This window comes from Actinoplanes xinjiangensis, from assembly GCF_003148685.1.
GTDB classification, from domain to species: Bacteria; Actinomycetota; Actinomycetes; order Mycobacteriales; family Micromonosporaceae; genus Actinoplanes; species Actinoplanes xinjiangensis.
In genome coordinates this window covers 30,406-47,326 of record NZ_QGGR01000029.1, presented here as the reverse complement: position 1 = coordinate 47,326, position 16,921 = coordinate 30,406, and the positions used below count along the sequence as shown (strand labels likewise).

Sequence of the window (16,921 nt, the reverse complement as noted above, 5' to 3'; positions counted from 1 at the left end):
GGTTATCCGCGCTCTTCCTCGTTGATCATGCCGTTGCCCCACATGTCGGCGCCCGAGGTGCGGCCGCCCATCCGGGCGGTGCCGGCGACGCCGGTGTCCCAGCCGGCACCCGGGCTCGGTGCCGGGGTGTTGCGGTTACGGATGCGCGCGGCCACCGCGGCCGGTGACGGGGTGTCCACGCCGGGAAGCAGGCTGTGCGACCGCCCGCCCATCGGCTTGGAACTGGCACCGTGCGGAATCGGCCGGCCGCCGAGCACACCGCTCTCCACCAGACCCTTGAACGTGGTCAGGTCGGCCTTGAGCCGGCGGTTCAGTGACTCCTGACCGTGCCGGTCGCTGGGCATGAGGAACGCGATGTCGGCCTCCAGTTGGGCGACGACCTGGGTCTTGGTCTCGCCCATCGGGCGCAGCGTGATCGTCTCCGCGAGCAGCGGGCCCTCCATGGTCGACCAGGAGACCCGCTCGTCCGGGGACCGCTCGATGATCTGGGCGTCGAACTCCCGCCGCTTACCGTCGACGTCCATGATCCAGTGGGTCTGGTCGGCGCCGATCGACGTCACCTGCCGCACACCGGTCATGAAACGGGGGTAGTTCTCGAACGCCGCGAGCTGCTCGTACACCGTGTGGACCGGCGCACTGACCTCGATAGCCTGCTGAACCATGCTCATCGCAACTCTCCCATACTGAAGTGCTGGCATGACAGAGAGTACGGAGACGAGTGCAGATCGTGTTCGGTTTCGCTGTTCTCCTCAGACACGTCGCAGGTACTGCCAGCGGCCCACCTCGGCGGCATACCGCGCGTCACTCGCCGGGACCACCGTGACGGCGGCATCGAGGAGCATCTCCACCACCCGCGGCGACGGGCTGCGCCACGCCTCGCTCACCTCCACGACCGCACCGGTGGTCCGGCAGGCGGAGGCCAGCTCGGCGATCAGCTCCGGCGTCACGCACGAGTCGTCGAGGCCGGCCTGACCGAGCAGCGCCAGCGGACGGGCGAGCTGCGCCGGCGCGTACCGGGAGGCCCGCTCCAGGCCCTTGACGGTCGTCGCCACCAGCAGCTCCGCCACCTGTCCGGCGGTCAGCAGGCCCATGTCCAGGCGGGTGCGGATCTCGCGCGGGGTGAGCAGCTCACCGGCGACCGGCAGGTCGGAGACCGCCACCGAGAGGGCGTCCAGCGGAGCCAGGTCGGGCGGCAGGGCCAGCCAGCCGTCCGGGCGGACCACCTCGACCTCCGCCGCCACCCGCAGGGTCATCTCGGTACGGTGCCGGGCGCGGCGGACCGCGTCGGCGTACGCCGACAGCCAGCCGGTGTCCGGCCCCGCCTGGTCGGCGAAGGTCAGCGCCGTCAGACCGACCTGGTCGGCGGCCGAGACCACCACACCGACGGCGTCCCGGCCGGCCGCGAACCCGGTGTGCACATGCGCGTCCACCGCCAGGTCCAGCGCGCAGGCGGTGCCCACCGCACCGCCACCGATGACTGAATCGCGCTCTGCGCCCACACTCGCTCCCCGGCTGAAAGAGGCGGGTTTCTCCCGCCTGATGATGAGAGTGAGGCTCCGATGTTGTCTCCCGGGTCAGTGGCCGGTGCAGGACAGGAGCGTGTGCCCGCGGACACAGAAAAACGCCCGTCGCCGGCGGCGACGGGCGTCACTCGTTCTCTCACTGTGCCGTGGTGTCCGGCTTCTCCAGCATCTTCGCGAGCGCGTTGACCGCGTCCTCGGTCGGCGAGGCAGCCGCCCGGTTCGCCTCCTGCAACTCGCGGTAGACCTCCTCGCGGTGCACCTGCACATCCCGCGGGGCCTGGATGCCCAGCCGGATGACGTCCCCGCGGGCCTCGAGCACCGTGATGACGACGTCGTCGCCGATCATCACGCTCTCCCCGGCTCGCCGCGTCAGTACCAGCATCCGGTCCCCCTCCATCCATCGAACGGATAGCAAAGGCGCGGTCGCGACGAAAACGCGACCGCGCCCGCTTCTGGAGGGTCAGAAATTCCGGTTCATGATCGCCCGAACCGGGTAGCCCGAACCGGAGAGAACGACCTGCATCGCGCGCATGCTGTCGCGGTCCACCACGATCGGTGCGAGCAGATTGGCGGTGGTCTCGTTCTCGCTGGCGGTGATGACCGTGAGCAGAAGCAGCCGGTCCGGGTCCTTCGTGTTCAGCGCCGCGAACACCCCGTTCTCGATCTCCGGGGCGTAGTCCGGGAAGAACGGCTCCGGCGGGGCCACCAGGAAACGGAGCTCCGGGTTCTCGATGGACGTGAACGCGTAGAGCAGGCCGTCGTCGTTGAGACGCACCAGAACGAAATCCCGATGAGACGGGAACCCCGGCATGGGCACCGCCATCGTGATGGTCGGCAGCCCCAGCGACGGGTCGGTCATGGTGGCCTCAATCGGACGGGATGCGGTGCGAGTAGTCATGGTCACCTCAGGAAATCGATGAGCGAGGGCTGGATCACCTTGGCCGTGGCGGCCAGGGCGGCCTGATACGAGGTCTGCTGGAGTTGCAATTCCATGATCGCCTTGGGCAGGTCGACATCCTCGATATCGGACAGCTGCGACGACACGGACATCAAGCGATCCTCTGCGGACTGCTTCATCTGCGTAACCCGATTGTATCGGGCGCCAACGTCCGAAAGGGTCGAATTCAGGGTTTCAGCTGCTTTATCGAGATTCTCCAGACCTGTCTTGATGCCAGCGGCATCACCTGTCCGCATCGCGGTGGAAATGGAGTCGAGGACCCGGAAAAGCTGGGCCTCGTTCGGCACCTCGTTGCCGTCCGCGTCCAGCACCGGCGTCACCCGGTCGTCCTGCATCGCGATGTCGGTTCCGAACACCTCAGGCCCGCGAACGTCGACGCGGACCCGCGCGTTCGGGCCGATCGCCCGGGTGGTCTCGCCGGCCGCCTCGCCCACATAGGACCCCGACTGCGCGTACGCCGTGGAATCCGGAGTGAACCCGCCGAACACCGGGCGGTTCAGGTACTTGGTGTTGGCGAACTGGACGACCAGACCCTTGATCTGGTCGATCTCGTCGGCACGCGCCTTGTTCGCCTGCGGGGTGCTGCCACCACCGGCACTCACCCCCTCCAGGGTCAGCGTGCGCACCCGCTGCACCTGGTCGTACACGCTCTTCAAGGTGTCCTGCACGGTCCCGAGCCGGCCCATCGCGTCGTCCGCGTTGGTGGAGTACTTCCGGTTCGCCCGTACCTCGCCGCGCAGTTGGAGTGCGGTGACCGTGCCCGTCGGCGAGTCCGACGGACGGTGCAGTTGCTTGCCACTGGAGATCTGGTCCTGCGCGGTCTGCGTCCGGCTCAGATTCCGTTGCAGGCTCGCCATCGTCCGGGTACGGACGGAACTCTCGGTCACTCGCGGACTGCTGCTCATAGCGGTTCCCCCACCTGCTATCGGCCGACCAGACCGGTCCGGTTGATGAGCTGATCGAGCATCGAGTCGATCGTCGTCAGGACACGCGACGCCGCCTCGTACCCACGCTGGTACGTGAGGAGGTTGGTCATCTCCTCGTCGAGGTTGACCCCGGACTCGGCGTCCCGGGCGGCGTCGACCTGGTCGGTGACCGCGTTCTGGATGTCACGCCGGCGGATCGAGGACTGCGCCGACACCCCCAGGTCACCGATCAGTGCCTGATACGACGCGTCTGCGCCGGTCCGGGAGGTGGCCAGTTCGGACAGGTCGTCGGCCACCGTGCCGTTCAGGATCGGGGTCGCACCCTTCGGATCACCGGACGACACCGCCACTCTGTCCACATCGGTGAGAAGGTCGCTGTTGACCCGGATGTTGGCCGCGGTGACGGGCGTGTCGGTCGGGTCGTACGGGACGAACATGTCCAGCCCGGTGCTTCCGTCCACTCCGTACCCGCCGCGGTGGGCGGTGTTGACGTCCGACGCCAGCTTGGAGGCGACCGAGTCCAGCCGCTGCGAGATCTCCCGCAGGGTGCCGTCCTTGTCCAGCAGCTCCATCTGCGCGCCCATCGCGCCACCCACCGCGACCGCGGTGCCGGTGTCCTTCCAGCGCAGGTTCACCTCGATGTCGGGCAGGTCCTGGAGCTTCGTGGCGCTGCCGGTCTCGATCCCGATCTCGCGGGTGTTGAACTCGGCGACCAGCGGGGCGCTGCCGACGTAGACGCTCAGGGCGCCGTTCGGCAGCTCGGTCGCGGTCGCGCCGACCAGCTCGGACAGCTTCAGCATCTGCTGGCCGCGCTGGTCCATCAGCTCGTTGGCCTGCAGACCGGCCTGCGTGGCGAGGACGATCTCGTGGTTCAGCTTGGCGATCGACTCGGCCGCCTTGTTGACCTGGCCGACGTACGTGTCGAGGCCGGCCCGGGTCGACTTGAACTGGTTGTCCAGCGCAGCGGCGGCGTCGTTGAGTGACGACGCGACGGTGACCGCCTGCTCCAGCATCGCCGACTTCGGCGCCTTCTTGTCCGGGTTCGCGGCGATCGCGTTCCAGCCGTCCCACATGTCCTGGAGACGGGCCTGGAGCGCGGTGTCGCTGGGTTCGCCGAAGACGTCCTCGATCAGCGTGTACGCCCCGGCCCGCTCGTTGTGGTACGAGGAGTTGGCGTGCTCGGTGAAGCTGCGATGATCGAGGGCGGAGTTGCGCAGCCGCTCCACCGAGCTCACCGTGACGCCGTTGCCGACCGCGGTGGTGGTGGAGTAGATGCCCGGCGTGAGGTTGGCGTTCTGCGCGTGCATCACCACGCGCTGGCGGGTGTATCCCTCGGTGCTGGCATTCGCGATGTTCTGGCCCGTGACGTCCAGGCCCCGGCGCTGCGCGTAGAGAGACGTGAGCGCCGTGTTGAGTCCACTGAATGTGCTGCCCATCAGATCGCCTCATCAACCAGAGTGGGGCGCCGCACGGCGCCGCTGACGGTCTGGCCCTGTGGTCCGTACGTTTCCACAGTCTCGGCGAACGCGAGCATGGTTTCGCGAGCCGCGCGCTGGCCTGCGGTGAGTAGCTCGCGGTTGACGTCGGCCAGGGCCCTGATCTCCGACGTCAGCATCAGGAATGCCTTGCGGTGCTGGTGGAGCAACTCCGACCACGGATCCGGAGCGGCGTCGGCGAGTTCACCGAGCGAAGCGTCCGGAGACAGGCCGAGCTCCACGGCGACCTCCTGCGAGTACGCCGCACGGATCACCTCGGTCTGCCGGATCTGATCCAGGACCACTTCCACCTCACGGGTGGCGTGGCTGAGCCATCGGGACCGGTTGGACGCGAGGAGCAACTGCTCCTCCTCAAGCTTGAACAGCAGCATCTCCAGCAGCTCACGTGAGCGCCAGAGGACACTGGCCAGGTCGGTCAGGCTCACCCGGTCCTCCGTCGTATGGCTGGTCGGGCCTACCCCCTCGGCGGACCCGCTCATTCGGACAGGTCGGCACATCCGCCGTGCCGCTGAGCGCTTTCTCCCGATCGGTACTTCTCCGGTTCGCCCTAAAAGACCGAAAAAATCTCAGAGAATCCTCATGGCCTCTCGGCGACCCGCCGATGGGAAGTGGCGTAACACCACGGCTCATGGACGGGCCGGCTCAAGACCCCACTCAAGGAGGAAAATCCCATGGGTCTTCGCATCAACCAGAACATCGCCGCGCAGAACGCGTACCGGAACCTGTCGGTCACCGACAACCAGATGTCGAAGTCGCTCGAGAAGCTCTCCAGCGGTTTCCGCATCAACCGGGCCGCCGACGACGCGGCCGGCCTCTCGATCTCCGAGGGCCTGCGCGCCCAGACCGGCGGTCTCAAGGTCGCCGTGCGCAACGCCCAGGACGCGATCAGCGTCGTGCAGACCGCTGAGGGTGCGCTGAACGAGGTCACCAGCATGCTCCAGCGCATGCGCGACCTCTCGGTCCAGTCGAACAACGCTTCGCTCGACGACGAGGCCAAGCAGGCCGCGAACGGCGAGTTCCAGCAGCTGGCCGCGGAGATCGACCGGATCGCCGAGACGACCTCGTTCGGCAAGTCGAAGCTGCTCGACGGCACCTTCGGCAACACCCACAGCACCTCGAGCACGGCGCCGATCGCGGCGAACGCGGCGCCCACGACCACCACCATCAACATCGCCGAACTGGGTGGCTCCACGCTCACGCCGGCACTCACCACCGGTGCGATCGACCTGACCGACGGGAAGGTCCCGCCCACCACGCTGCCGGCGCACGAGGCCGTCTCGAAGATCAACGACGCCGTCTCCGCCGCGCTGAAGGCCGGCGGCAAGCACGGTGACGAGATCTCGTTCAGCGCCGAGGTGGCCAGCGACGGGGCGATCACCTTCAAGGCGCAGGGCTCGACGGCCTTCAACGTCGAGGCCACCGACCTCGGCATCACCGCCGTCGACGCCACCAAGAACGCGACGGCCACGCCGGGCGCGTTCCAGATCGGCGCCAACGCCGGCGAGACGCTGGACGTCGCCATCAACGCGGTCAGCTCGAAGACCCTGGGCCTCAACAACCTCGACCTGACGGTTGCCGCCGACCCGGACACGAACACGCCGTCGGGTGCCGCGAAGGCGATGGACGCGCTCGACGTGGCCATCAAGTCGGTCTCGGACACGCGGGCCAAGCTGGGTGCTCACCAGAACCGCTTCGAGCACACCATCAACAACCTCAACGTGGCGGTCGAGAACCTGTCGGCCTCCGAGTCCCGGATCCGTGACACCGACATGGCGCAGGAGATGGTGGCGTTCACCCGCAACCAGATCCTCACCCAGGCCGGCACCTCGATGCTGTCGCAGGCCAACCAGGCCTCGCAGAACGTGCTGTCGCTGCTCCGCTGACGCACCGGCTGACACCCGAATAACCACCGACGACAACTGAATCCGGTCCGCGAACGACCGAAGAGGTGGGGGTAGCCCGGCACGCCCGGCCGGCTACCCCCATTCCGTTCTCGTCCTCGGTACGAAAGGCAGGCTCCCGTGACCAGCTCCGTCGACGGCCTCGTCAGTGGCCTCAGCACCTCCTCGATGATCAGCCAGATGATGCAGGTCGAGGCGGCGGGACAGACCAAGCTCAAGACCAAGGTCGAGAAAGCGGAAACCGCGATCAGCTCGTACCTGTCGGTCAACGCCAAGATGAAGTCGTTGAAGAGCGCCGGGGAAGCGGTGGGCGGCCTGCCCGCGTGGCGCTCGCTCAAGGCGACGTCGAGTTCGCCGAACGTGACCGCCACGGCGACCGGCGGCCTCTCCGGCATGGCCGGCACGCTCACGTTCGACGTCACGTCGGTGGCCCGCTCGCAGTCCACCATCCTCCCGGTCAGCGACACCTCCGCCGAGGGCGCCCTGCCCGACAAGATCACGATCCAGCCGGGTAAGTGGAGCCCCGACGCCGACAACGACGGCGTCGACGAGTTCACCGCGGTCGGCGACCCGGTCGAGGTCACCGTTCCGGAGCCGCGGACCGCCGCCAAGCTGACCGCGGCGGTCAACTCGGCGACCGACGCGAACGGCGCGACCCTCGGCATCCGCGCCTACGCGGTCAACACCTCCGGCAACGAGGGTGTCATCCAGTTCACCGGAATGAAGAGCGGCGCCGCGAGCGGCTTCCAGATCACCGGGCTGGAGGGGTACGGCAAGGAGGGCGCCGACCCGAAGACGACGTCGGCCAAGGACGCGGTGCTGACGGTCAACCCGAACACCGAGTCCGAATACAAGATCAACAGCACCACGAACACCTTCAGTTCGCTGATGCCCGGCGTGACCCTCACTGTCACCAAGGAGGAGCCCGGCGTCACCGTCGGCGCGACCACCGACGCCACCGCGATCTCCGACAAGATGCAGGCTCTGGTCACCGCGGCCAACGAGGCGATGGCCGAGATCACCGCGCAGACCAAGTACGACCTGGAGACCAAGAAGGGCTCCCCGCTGACCGGTGACTTCACCGTCCGGCAGATGAACCAGTCCGTGCTCAGCATGATCAGCAACGGGCTGTCGTACACCAAGACGCTGAACACCGACGCGGACAACGACGGGAAGAAGGACACCGTCACGGTGGACTTCGGCTCGCTCAAGCAGCTCGGCCTCACGCTCAGCAAGGACGGCAGTCAGTTCGAGTTCGACGCCGGCGTCTTCGGTGAGGCCTACGCCAAGGACCCGGCGGCGATCCAGGAGGCCGGCATGGCCTTCGGCACCAAGGTGCGGTCCTTCGCCGACACGCAGATGAACACGGTCACCGGCGTCATGACCGGCCGGAAGAACGAGATCAAGTCGCTCAACGACCAGATCGACAACTGGGACATCCGGTTGGCCACCCGCCGCCAGGCGCTCCAGCGGCAGTACTCGGCGCTGGAATCCTCGCTGGGCACCCTGAAGAACCAGTCGACCTGGCTCTCCGGACAGCTGTCGAGCCTCGGCTGACGATCCTCGACCACGCACCCCAGCCGACCGCCACTGACCGAGGGAGACCCATGAGCGCACCCCATCTTCGCGACCGCTACCTGCAGGACTCGATCAACACGGCCTCGCCGGCCCGACTGCTGATCATGCTGTACGACCGCCTGATCCTCGACCTCCTGCACGGTGAGGAGGCGCTGCGCAACGACGACCGGGTGCTGGCCAACGAGAAGCTGACCCACGCCCAGGAGATCGTCCTGGAGCTGCGGGTCACCCTCGACGTGAACGCCTGGGAGGGCGCGCCCGGTCTGGCCAGTCTGTACGGTTTCGTACTCACCGAGCTGATCGGGGCGAACATCAAGCGGGACGCCGACCGGGTGGCCGTCTGCCGTTCCCTGCTGGAGCCGCTGCGCGACGCGTGGCGCGACGCCGCCTCGGCCTCGACATGACCGCCACGACGCCGGGCGCCGTGGACTGGCGGTCCGCGTGGACCGCGGCGCTCGACGACCTCGAGATGGACGTGCTCGCGGTCGAGACGATGCTGGCCGACGAGCGCCGGATCGCCGAGACCCCGCCGTCGGACCTGTGGCGCCCGCCGACCGAGCTCGGCGCGCTGCCGCTGGAGCTCCGGCCACGCGCCGACGAGATCCTGACCCGTCAGCTGGCCGCGGCCGAGGAGATCGCCCGGCGGCTCACGGCGAACCGTCAGCAGATGGCGGTGACGTCGCGGATCGAGACCGGCGAGGCGATCAAACGCCCGGTTTATCTGGACTGCGCCATGTAGTGCCGTGACCTCGAAGGTCCCGGACCCCCACGCGGGGTCCGGGACCTTTTCGCGTGCAACCTTCCGGCAACCGGTTGGGACTCAGCGGATCGGCGAGCACGCCGAAATGCAGGGTACGAGCACGGATCGCTCAACCGAAAAACCCAAGGACGGGCTACCTCGAACGGCTGAGGAGCAACCTTGTTCGACGATCGTTCATCGTCATCACTGCGTGTCGCCGTTGCCGGCCTGGCGGCCCGGCAGCAGGCCATCGCCAACAACATCGCCAACATCGAGACCCCCGGCTACCGGGCCCGTAAGGTCAAGTTCGAGGAGGCGCTCCAGAGCGCCGTCGCCCGCGGCGATTCGCCGGCCGGGGTGTCCCCGAGTGTGCTGACCTCGCTGGAGCCGACCAGGCTCAACGGCAACAACGTCAACCTCGACGAGGAGACGCTGTCGCACATCGACACCACGATGCGCTACCAGCTCGCCATCCGAGCACTCGACGGCAAGTACGGCCTGCTGCGCGAAGCCATCAAGGGGGCCTGACGATGAGTACCTTCAACGCCATCGGGATCGCGGGTAGCGGCGTCACCGTCTACCGGAAGTGGCTGGACGCGGCGGCCGACAACCTCGCGAACATCAACACCACGACCCGGACCAGCGAGAACGCCTTCCAGGCCCGGTACGTCGCGGCGCGCGCCGCTTCGGACGGCAACGGGGCCGAGGTCGCCGGCGTCCATTTCGGCAGTGCCGAGGGCATCCTGGCGTACGAGCCGGAGAACCCCCTCGCCGACGCCGAGGGCTACGTCCGCCGCCCGGACATCGACATGGGCAACCAGATGGCCCAGCTCATGATGGCCCAGCGTTCCTACCAGGCGAACCTCGCCGTGGTGGACCGGGCTCGCGACTCGTACACCGCCGCGATCAACCTCGGGAAGTGATCCTCTTGACCTCACCGATCAGCCCCATCGGCGGCTTCTCCGCCATCGGCGGACTCAGCGACCGCGGTGTCGGTCTCGGCGGCCTCAACGGCCTCGGCGGCATGCTCGGCTCGTCCGGGCCGCAGGCGCCGGAGGGCCCGAACGCCGACTTCGCCGGAATGCTCGCCAAGGGCATCGAGAATGTCCAGGCCTCTCAGTCCAAGGCCGCTGACCTGGCCGTCCAGGTCGCCGACGGCCGGCTGGCCGACCCGGCGCAGTACACGATGGCCTCCACCGAGGCGGCCCTCGGACTCCAGCTGACCATGGCGATCCGTAACAAGGCCGTCGAGGCCTTCCAAGAGATCATGAGGATGCAGGCCTGACATGACCGACCGCCTTCCCGCTCCGGTACGCCGTATCACGGACACCTTCAAGTCCTTCACACCGGGACAGAAGGCTGTCACCGTTTTCGCGATCCTCGCGCTCGCCGTCGGCGGATACTTCTTCGCCACCTGGGCGGCGAAGCCGTCGTATCAGATCCTGTTCAACAACCTGTCCACCAAGGACGCCAGCGCGATCGTCGAGTCGCTCGAGAAGGCCGGCACCCAGTACGAGCTGGCCAACGACGGCCAGACGATCATGGTGCCGCGCGACCAGGTGAACCAGCTGCGGCTCCAGCTCTCCGGCGAGGGCCTGCCCAACGACGAGGGCACCGGCTACTCGCTGCTGGACCAGCAGGGCATCACCACCAGCGACTTCATGCAGCACGCCAACTACCAGCGGGCGCTGGAGGGCGAACTGGCCAAGACGATCAAGTCGATCGACGGCGTCGAGGCGGCGACGGTCCACCTGGTCATGCCGAAGCAGGACATCTTCACCGACGACCAGTCCCAGCCGACCGCGTCGGTGCTGGTCGCGTCCAAGGCCACCAACCCGCTCGACCAGCAGCAGGTGCAGTCGATCGTGCACCTGGTGGCGTCCAGCGTCGAAGGGCTCGACCCGACCCAGGTCACGGTCGCCGGCTCGGACGGGCGGATGCTCTCCACCGGCGGCGGCAACTCGATCGGTGCCACCGGTGCGGACAGCGGATACGAGCAGCAGACCGTGGCGTTCCAGAATCGTCTGAACAACTCGCTGCAGCGGATGCTCGACAACCTGGTCGGTCCCGGCCACTCGGTGGTCACCACGACCCCGATCCTGGACTTCGACCAGACCGAGACCGAGAGCACGAAGTACACCACCGACCCGGCCATGCCGGCGGAGTCGGAGAACATCAAGAGCGAGACCTACTCCGGCAGCGGCAACCCCGGCGGCGGCGTGCTGGGACCGGACAACATCCAGGTGCCCAACGGCGTCGGCAGCGGTCAGTACCAGCAGAAGGACGAGACCCGTACCCGCCGCTTCGACGAGGTGCGCGAGGTACGCCGCAACGCCCCGGGCAGCATCGAACGGCTCAACGTGTCGGTCCTGCTGGACAGCACGGTGGCCGGCGCGATCAAGCCGGCCGACGTGCAGCAGCTGCTCAGCGCCGCGGCCGGTATCGACCCGACCCGGGGTGACACCATCGCGGTCGCCTCGATGCCGTTCGACACCACCCAGGCCCAGGCGGCTCAGGCGGAACTCGCCCAGGCGGCCGCCGCCGAGCAGTCGGCCAAGCAGACCAAGCTGATCCAGACCGGCGCCCTGCTGTTCGTGGTGCTGATGCTGGTCCTGCTGGCCTGGCGGGCGAACCGGCGCGCCAAGAAGCGCCAGCAGCAGCTCACCGAGGAGGAGCGGCGGCACCTGGAGGAGATGCAGGCGGCGCTGGAGGCTCAGCGCGCGGCTGAGCTCGACGTCACCACCGCACACATGCTGCAGCTTCCGGAAGTCGCCGATAAGACGGACGAAGCGCGGGAGGAGCGTCATCGTGAGATCGAGGACCTGGTCCGGGAGAAGCCGGACGAGACGGCGTCCCTGATCCGCAGCTGGATCTCCGCCGACGAGAGCAACCGCTGAACCACAGGAGCAACAGTTGACTACACCGGCGCTCAGCACCATCTCGATGACCGGGGTGCGCAAGGCCGCGATCATGCTGGTCCAGTTCGGTAGGGAACACGCGGCCCAGGTCATGGCGAACATGACCGACAAAGAGGTCGAGCAGGTGTCCGCCGAGGTAGCCCGGCTGGGCAAGCTCGACCCCGTGCAGGTCGACGACGTGATGGACGAGTTCTACGCCATGGCCACCACCCGATACGCCGGGTCGGGTGGCATGGACTACGCCAGGGAGCTGCTGGAGGCGTCGCTCGGCAAGGAGCGGGCGGCGCTGATCCTGGAGCGGCTCGAAGCGTCGATGAACGACATCCCGTTCAACTTCCTGAGCCACGCCGACCCTCGGCAACTGCTCTCCTACGTCCAGTACGAGCATCCGCAGACCATCGCGCTGGTGCTGGCGCACATCCCGTCCGGGCTGGCCTCCTCGATCCTGGCCGGCCTGCCGCTGGAGGTGCAGACCGAGGTCGCGCACCGTATCGCGATCATGGACCGCACCTCGCCGGACATCATCCGCCAGGTGGAGAGCGCCCTGCAGCGCAAGCTGTCCAGCGTGCTCCAGCCGGACGAGCTCTCCACGGTCGGCGGTCTGCAACCGCTCGTCGACATCATCAACCGGGCCGACCGGACCACCGAGCGGCTCATCCTGGAGGCTCTGGACGCACGCAGCCCGGAGCTGGCCGAGGAGATCCGCCGGCGGATGTTCATGTTCGAGGACATCATCAACCTCGAGGACCGCGCGGTGCAGCTCATCCTGCGCCAGGTGGAGCCGGCCGACCTGGCCACCGCTCTCAAGGGCGTTCCCGAGGGCGTACGCGACAAGGTCACCAGGAACCTCTCCGAACGCGGGCGGGAGAACCTGCTGGAGGAGATGGACCTGCTCGGCCCGGTCAAGGTCAAGATGGTCGAGGAGTCCCAGGCCAAGATCGTCAGTGTCATCCGTACTCTCGAGGACTCCGGTCAGATCGAGATCCAGCGCGGCGGCGAGGCCGATGAGCTCATCGCCTGACCGGGTGCTCCGCGGTGTCGCGGCCGAGAACGCCGCTGCCGCACGCTTCGGCATCGACCTGCGGCACGAGACACCGGTCGACGAGGCGGTCGTGGAACGGGCCCGTCAACAGGCCCGGACCACCGGCTACGCCGAAGGCTGGGCACAGGGTAAACGCGACGCCGCGGCCGCCAACGAGGCTGCCGCGGCACGTGCCGTCGCGGCCGAGGAGGCGTACGAACAGCGCCGCGCCACCGCCCTGGCCAGCGCCGTGAACGCGCTCGGCCGTGCGGTCACCGGCCTGGAGGACCAGCTCATGCCGACCTTCACCGAGTTGCAGGAGGTCGTGCTGGCGAGTGCCTGGGAGCTGGCCGAGGCGATCATCGGCCGTACCCTGCGCGACCACCCGGAACGCGGCGCGGACGCGCTGCGCCGGGCGATGTCCGCCACCGCCGAACACGGCGACGTGGTCGTCAACATGCACCCCGACGACTACCGCAGTCTCGTCGGCGAGGGCTCCGGCGAGGACTTCGACTTCCAGGGCCGCCGCATCATGCTGCGTCCCGACCCGGGACTCCAGCCCGGGGACGCGGTCGCCGAGACCGGCACCGCGACCGTCGACGCCACCGTCGCCGCGGCGGTGGCCCGGGCCCGCGAGGCGTTACGCCTGTGACCGATCTCTTCCAGCACCGCATTCAGAGCGCGATCGAGGCGGCCCGCCCGCTGGTCAGCGGCCGGGTCACCGGCGCGGTCGGCCTGCGCGTGACGGTGAGCGGGCTGGAAGCGAACGTCGGTGACCTGCTGCGCATCGGCACCGGCCCGAATCAGGTACTGGCCGAGGTGGCCGCCCTCGACGGCGAACGACTCTCCTGCATGCCGCTCGGCCCGATCGCCGGGCTCGGCACCGGCACTCCGGCGTTCAGCACCGGCGGGCCGCTGCGGATCGCGGTCGGGCCCGATCTGCGCGGCCGCATCCTCGACGGACTGGGCCGCCCGATGGACGGCGGGCCACCACTGCGCGGCGCCATGGTGCCGATCGACGGGACGCCGCCGTCGGCGATGGAACGGCAACTCGTCGGCGCCCAGATGTCCCTCGGGGTACGCGTCCTCGATACGCTCGTCCCGTGCGGCAAAGGCCAGCGCATCGGCATCTTCGCCGGCTCCGGGGTCGGCAAGTCCACCCTGATGAGCCAGATCACCCGGGGCACCGCTGCCGAACTGAACGTGGTCGCCCTGGTCGGTGAACGCGGCCGTGAGGTACGCGAGTTCATCGAACACGACCTCGGGCCGGAGGGCCTGGCCCGCTCGGTACTGGTGATCGCCACGTCGGACACACCGCCGCTGGTCCGGCTCCGGGCCGGCGCGGTCGCCACCCGGATCGCCGAGTACTACCGGGACGAGGGCGCCGACGTGCTCCTGATGATGGACAGTGTGACCCGTGCGGCGATGGCGCAGCGTGAGGTCGGACTGTCCGTCGGCGAGCCGCCGGCCACCCGCGGGTATCCGCCGTCGGTCTTCGCGATGCTCGCCTCCCTGCTGGAACGCGCCGGCCCGGGGGCACGCGGCAGCATCACCGGCCTCTACACGGTTCTCGTCGAGGGCGACGACCACAACGAGCCGATCGCCGACGCGGCCCGCTCGATCCTGGACGGGCACATCGTGCTGGACCGCAAACTTGCCACCGCCGGGCACTTCCCCGCCGTGCAGGCGCTCGACTCGATCTCCCGGGTCGCCAACAAGATCACCGACCAGCAGCAGCGCTCCGACGCCACCGAGCTGCGCCGCCTGATGGCCGCGCACCGCGACGTCCGCGAACTCGTCGAGATCGGCGCCTACGTCCCCGGCACCAACCACGACGCCGACCGGGCCAACGCGGCATGGCCGCAGATCAGCGCCTTCCTCCGTCAGGACCTCGACGACCGCACCACGGCCGAGTCGGCCTGGGCCAATCTCCGCGCCCTGATCGCCACCATCTGACGTCGGTTCCGGCTGGTCCCCACCGCTGTCTCGGGACGGTTGAGACAGCGGTGGGAACCAGCCGTAAACCGATCTTGAGACAGCGGTGGGGGCCAGCCGGGACCATCGCATACGCCCGGCGGTCGCGCTGCGGCCTGGACTGTCGCGGACCTCGCGCGGCGCGGGCGGGACGGCCCGGTCTGCGGTTGGCGGCTTTCTCTTCCGTACCGGATGAGGGTCTTCCCCGGCGACGGCGAACCGTGACCCTCCGCCCACCGTGCCCGGCAACCGCGTTCTCGGGCGAAGGCCGCACCCGGTCGCGAAAAGCAGCGAATCGCGGTCTTGAGGGATGCGGTGGCGGCAGCTCAGTAGCGAAGTCGGTGCAGGGGCTCAGGGGTTCGGCGGGCGGACCGAAGCGGCTATGTGAGGGCCCACCCGCCCCGCTAGGAGGCCAACGTTGAACCGCCTGTTCCGACTGGCGCCCGTGCTGCGCGCCCGCAAGGCCCAGGAGGACGCCGCCCGTGGCGCCGTCGTCCAGTCCCGCGCCGAGATCCGTGACGCCGAGGCCCTGGTCAAGCGCCGCAAGTTGGATCTCGTCGGGTCGGACGCGCCGAGCGAGGGCTCCGCCCGGGCGATGGTCGCCGCACTGGTCGCCCGGCAGTCACTGGCCGCGGGCCTGTTCGACGCCCAGCGGATGGTGAACAGCGCCGAGGTGATCGAACAGGAGAAGCTGGCCGCCCTCGCGGACGCCGCCAAGCGGCGCCGGGCGGTGGAGATGATGGCCGAGCGCCACGCCGCCACCGTCAAAGCCCACGACCTACGAACCGATCAGGCCGCCCTCGACGAACTCGCGGTCACCGCCAAGGCGCGGAACGCCGCCGGAACCGTCAACGACCCGAACCGGAGCGAAGCATGATGCTGGGTGTCACCGGAGTCATCTCCCGCGTCGCCGAACTGCAGGATCAACTGGGACTCACGCCAGCGCCCGCGGTGGCCGGCGGCACGTCCGGCGCGAAGTTCGCCTCGGCCCTCGCCGGGGCCACCGGCGCGACCGGCGGAGCGCGCGCCACGTCCGGCCCGACCGGCGGCGACATCGTCGAGGCGGCCAAGAAGTACCTGGGTACGCCGTACGTCTTCGGCGGCGACGACCCGGCCAAGGGGCTGGACTGCTCCGCCCTGGTCCAGCGGGCGTACCGCGACCTCGGCGTCGAGCTGCCACGCAACTCCTGGCAGCAGGCGAAGGCCGGCCGCCCGGTGGCGAGCATGGCCGACGCCCGGCCGGGCGACATCCTGGCGTTCAACTCGCCGGTCGACCACGTGGCGATCTACCTCGGCGACGGCAAGATGATCGCGGCCCCGAAGCCGGGTGACCAAGTCAAGATCCAGAAGGTGTACGAGACCCCGAGCGCGATCCGCCGCGTCCTCGAGACCGCCCCGGCGGCCGCCGTGCAGGACATGTCGTCGCTGCGCCCGGCCGGACTGCGGGCCGCGTCCACCGCGGGCCTGGGCGGCGTGCCGTACGCGACCCTGTTCGAGCAGGCCGGCGCCAAGCACGGCGTCTCGCCGAAGCTGCTCGCCGCGGTCGCCAAGGTCGAGTCCGGCTACAACCCGAAGGCCGTCAGCAAGGCCGGCGCCCAGGGCCTGATGCAGCTGATGCCGGCGACCGCCCGGGGCCTCGGAGTCGACAACGCCTTCGACCCGGCCCAGGCGGTGAACGGCGCGGCGAAGCTGCTCGCCAAGCACCTGCGTGAGTTCAAGTCGGTGCCGCTGGCGCTGGCCGCCTACAACGCCGGTGGCGGGGCTGTGCACAGGTACGACGGCATTCCCCCGTTCGCCGAGACCCAGGCCTACGTCCCGAAGGTGCAGAAGGCCCTCGCCGCCCTCGGCGGCTGAGACCGGGCCCGGACCAGACACCCACTAGCAGGG

20 protein-coding genes are annotated in these 16,921 nt (G+C 68.8%); 13 read left to right on the top strand and 7 right to left on the bottom strand.

Features of this window, described 5'->3' with window-relative positions; genetic code table 11:
* Window positions 1-2: 2 nt before the first annotated feature.
* The 7 genes from BC793_RS39935 to BC793_RS39905 all read right to left on the bottom strand — a co-directional run bounded on the left by BC793_RS39935 (window position 3) and on the right by BC793_RS39905 (window position 5,328).
* Window positions 3-668 (bottom strand): SRPBCC family protein, encoded by a 666-nt coding sequence (locus BC793_RS39935; protein WP_239170567.1) that lies wholly within the window; start codon window positions 666-668, stop codon window positions 3-5.
* Between the two features lie 81 nt (window positions 669-749).
* Window positions 750-1,499: a hydrolase gene (locus BC793_RS39930; protein WP_109601820.1), complete on the bottom strand. Its 750-nt coding sequence runs from the start codon at window positions 1,497-1,499 to the stop codon at window positions 750-752.
* Between the two features lie 160 nt (window positions 1,500-1,659).
* On the bottom strand, window positions 1,660-1,905 hold the full coding sequence (csrA, locus tag BC793_RS52530; protein ID WP_109601891.1) for a carbon storage regulator CsrA: 246 nt from the start codon (window positions 1,903-1,905) through the stop codon (window positions 1,660-1,662).
* A gap of 78 nt (window positions 1,906-1,983) precedes the next feature.
* The gene (gene fliW / locus BC793_RS39920) at window positions 1,984-2,382 is read right to left on the bottom strand and encodes a flagellar assembly protein FliW (RefSeq protein ID WP_239170568.1); all 399 of its coding nucleotides are present in this window, start codon (window positions 2,380-2,382) and stop codon (window positions 1,984-1,986) included.
* A gap of 41 nt (window positions 2,383-2,423) precedes the next feature.
* Window positions 2,424-3,368 carry a flagellin N-terminal helical domain-containing protein gene (locus BC793_RS39915; RefSeq protein WP_239170569.1) on the bottom strand — a complete coding sequence of 315 codons (945 nt, stop codon included), beginning with the start codon at window positions 3,366-3,368 and terminating at the stop codon, window positions 2,424-2,426.
* Window positions 3,369-3,403: 35 nt separating this feature from the next.
* A complete protein-coding gene (gene flgK / locus BC793_RS39910) occupies window positions 3,404-4,843 on the bottom strand; it encodes a flagellar hook-associated protein FlgK (RefSeq protein ID WP_109601817.1) in 1,440 nt (479 codons plus the stop codon).
* The gene (locus tag BC793_RS39905) at window positions 4,843-5,328 is read right to left on the bottom strand and encodes a flagellar protein FlgN (protein ID WP_093619590.1); all 486 of its coding nucleotides are present in this window, start codon (window positions 5,326-5,328) and stop codon (window positions 4,843-4,845) included. The genes flgK and BC793_RS39905 overlap by 1 nt, the downstream gene beginning before the upstream one ends.
* 246 nt (window positions 5,329-5,574) lie before the next feature.
* Between BC793_RS39905 and BC793_RS39900 the strand changes: the two genes are divergently transcribed.
* The 13 genes from BC793_RS39900 to BC793_RS52525 all read left to right on the top strand — a co-directional run bounded on the left by BC793_RS39900 (window position 5,575) and on the right by BC793_RS52525 (window position 16,888).
* Entirely contained in the window at window positions 5,575-6,786 is a 1,212-nt protein-coding gene (locus BC793_RS39900) for a flagellin N-terminal helical domain-containing protein (protein ID WP_109601816.1), read from the top strand.
* Between the two features lie 138 nt (window positions 6,787-6,924).
* Window positions 6,925-8,361 carry a flagellar filament capping protein FliD gene (fliD, locus tag BC793_RS39895; protein WP_109601815.1) on the top strand — a complete coding sequence of 479 codons (1,437 nt, stop codon included), beginning with the start codon at window positions 6,925-6,927 and terminating at the stop codon, window positions 8,359-8,361.
* Between the two features lie 50 nt (window positions 8,362-8,411).
* Window positions 8,412-8,786 (top strand): flagellar export chaperone FliS, encoded by a 375-nt coding sequence (gene fliS, locus BC793_RS39890; RefSeq protein WP_109601814.1) that lies wholly within the window; start codon window positions 8,412-8,414, stop codon window positions 8,784-8,786.
* Entirely contained in the window at window positions 8,756-9,121 is a 366-nt protein-coding gene (locus BC793_RS39885) for a hypothetical protein (RefSeq protein WP_249037407.1), read from the top strand. Before fliS ends, BC793_RS39885 begins: the two co-directional genes overlap by 31 nt.
* Before the next feature lie 180 nt (window positions 9,122-9,301).
* Complete coding sequence (gene flgB, locus BC793_RS39880) at window positions 9,302-9,649, top strand: flagellar basal body rod protein FlgB (RefSeq protein ID WP_109601813.1); 348 nt, start codon at window positions 9,302-9,304, stop codon at window positions 9,647-9,649.
* Window positions 9,650-9,651: 2 nt separating this feature from the next.
* A complete protein-coding gene (locus tag BC793_RS39875) occupies window positions 9,652-10,044 on the top strand; it encodes a flagellar basal body rod protein FlgC (protein WP_109601812.1) in 393 nt (130 codons plus the stop codon).
* Between the two features lie 5 nt (window positions 10,045-10,049).
* Window positions 10,050-10,406, top strand: a complete 357-nt coding sequence (gene fliE / locus BC793_RS39870) for a flagellar hook-basal body complex protein FliE (protein WP_109601889.1) — start codon at window positions 10,050-10,052, stop codon at window positions 10,404-10,406.
* A 1-nt stretch (window position 10,407) separates the two neighbouring features.
* Window positions 10,408-12,018 carry a flagellar basal-body MS-ring/collar protein FliF gene (gene fliF, locus BC793_RS39865; RefSeq protein WP_109601811.1) on the top strand — a complete coding sequence of 537 codons (1,611 nt, stop codon included), beginning with the start codon at window positions 10,408-10,410 and terminating at the stop codon, window positions 12,016-12,018.
* 16 nt (window positions 12,019-12,034) lie between these two features.
* Complete coding sequence (gene fliG / locus BC793_RS39860; RefSeq protein ID WP_109601810.1) at window positions 12,035-13,060, top strand: flagellar motor switch protein FliG; 1,026 nt, start codon at window positions 12,035-12,037, stop codon at window positions 13,058-13,060.
* A complete protein-coding gene (locus tag BC793_RS39855) occupies window positions 13,044-13,712 on the top strand; it encodes a FliH/SctL family protein (protein ID WP_239170571.1) in 669 nt (222 codons plus the stop codon). The genes fliG and BC793_RS39855 overlap by 17 nt, the downstream gene beginning before the upstream one ends.
* The gene (locus BC793_RS39850) at window positions 13,709-15,016 is read left to right on the top strand and encodes a FliI/YscN family ATPase (protein WP_109601808.1); all 1,308 of its coding nucleotides are present in this window, start codon (window positions 13,709-13,711) and stop codon (window positions 15,014-15,016) included. The genes BC793_RS39855 and BC793_RS39850 overlap by 4 nt, the downstream gene beginning before the upstream one ends.
* A gap of 436 nt (window positions 15,017-15,452) precedes the next feature.
* Window positions 15,453-15,911: a flagellar FliJ family protein gene (locus BC793_RS39845; protein WP_109601807.1), complete on the top strand. Its 459-nt coding sequence runs from the start codon at window positions 15,453-15,455 to the stop codon at window positions 15,909-15,911.
* Window positions 15,908-16,888: a transglycosylase SLT domain-containing protein gene (locus BC793_RS52525; protein WP_109601806.1), complete on the top strand. Its 981-nt coding sequence runs from the start codon at window positions 15,908-15,910 to the stop codon at window positions 16,886-16,888. Before BC793_RS39845 ends, BC793_RS52525 begins: the two co-directional genes overlap by 4 nt.
* The last annotated feature ends 33 nt before the right edge of the window (window positions 16,889-16,921 follow it).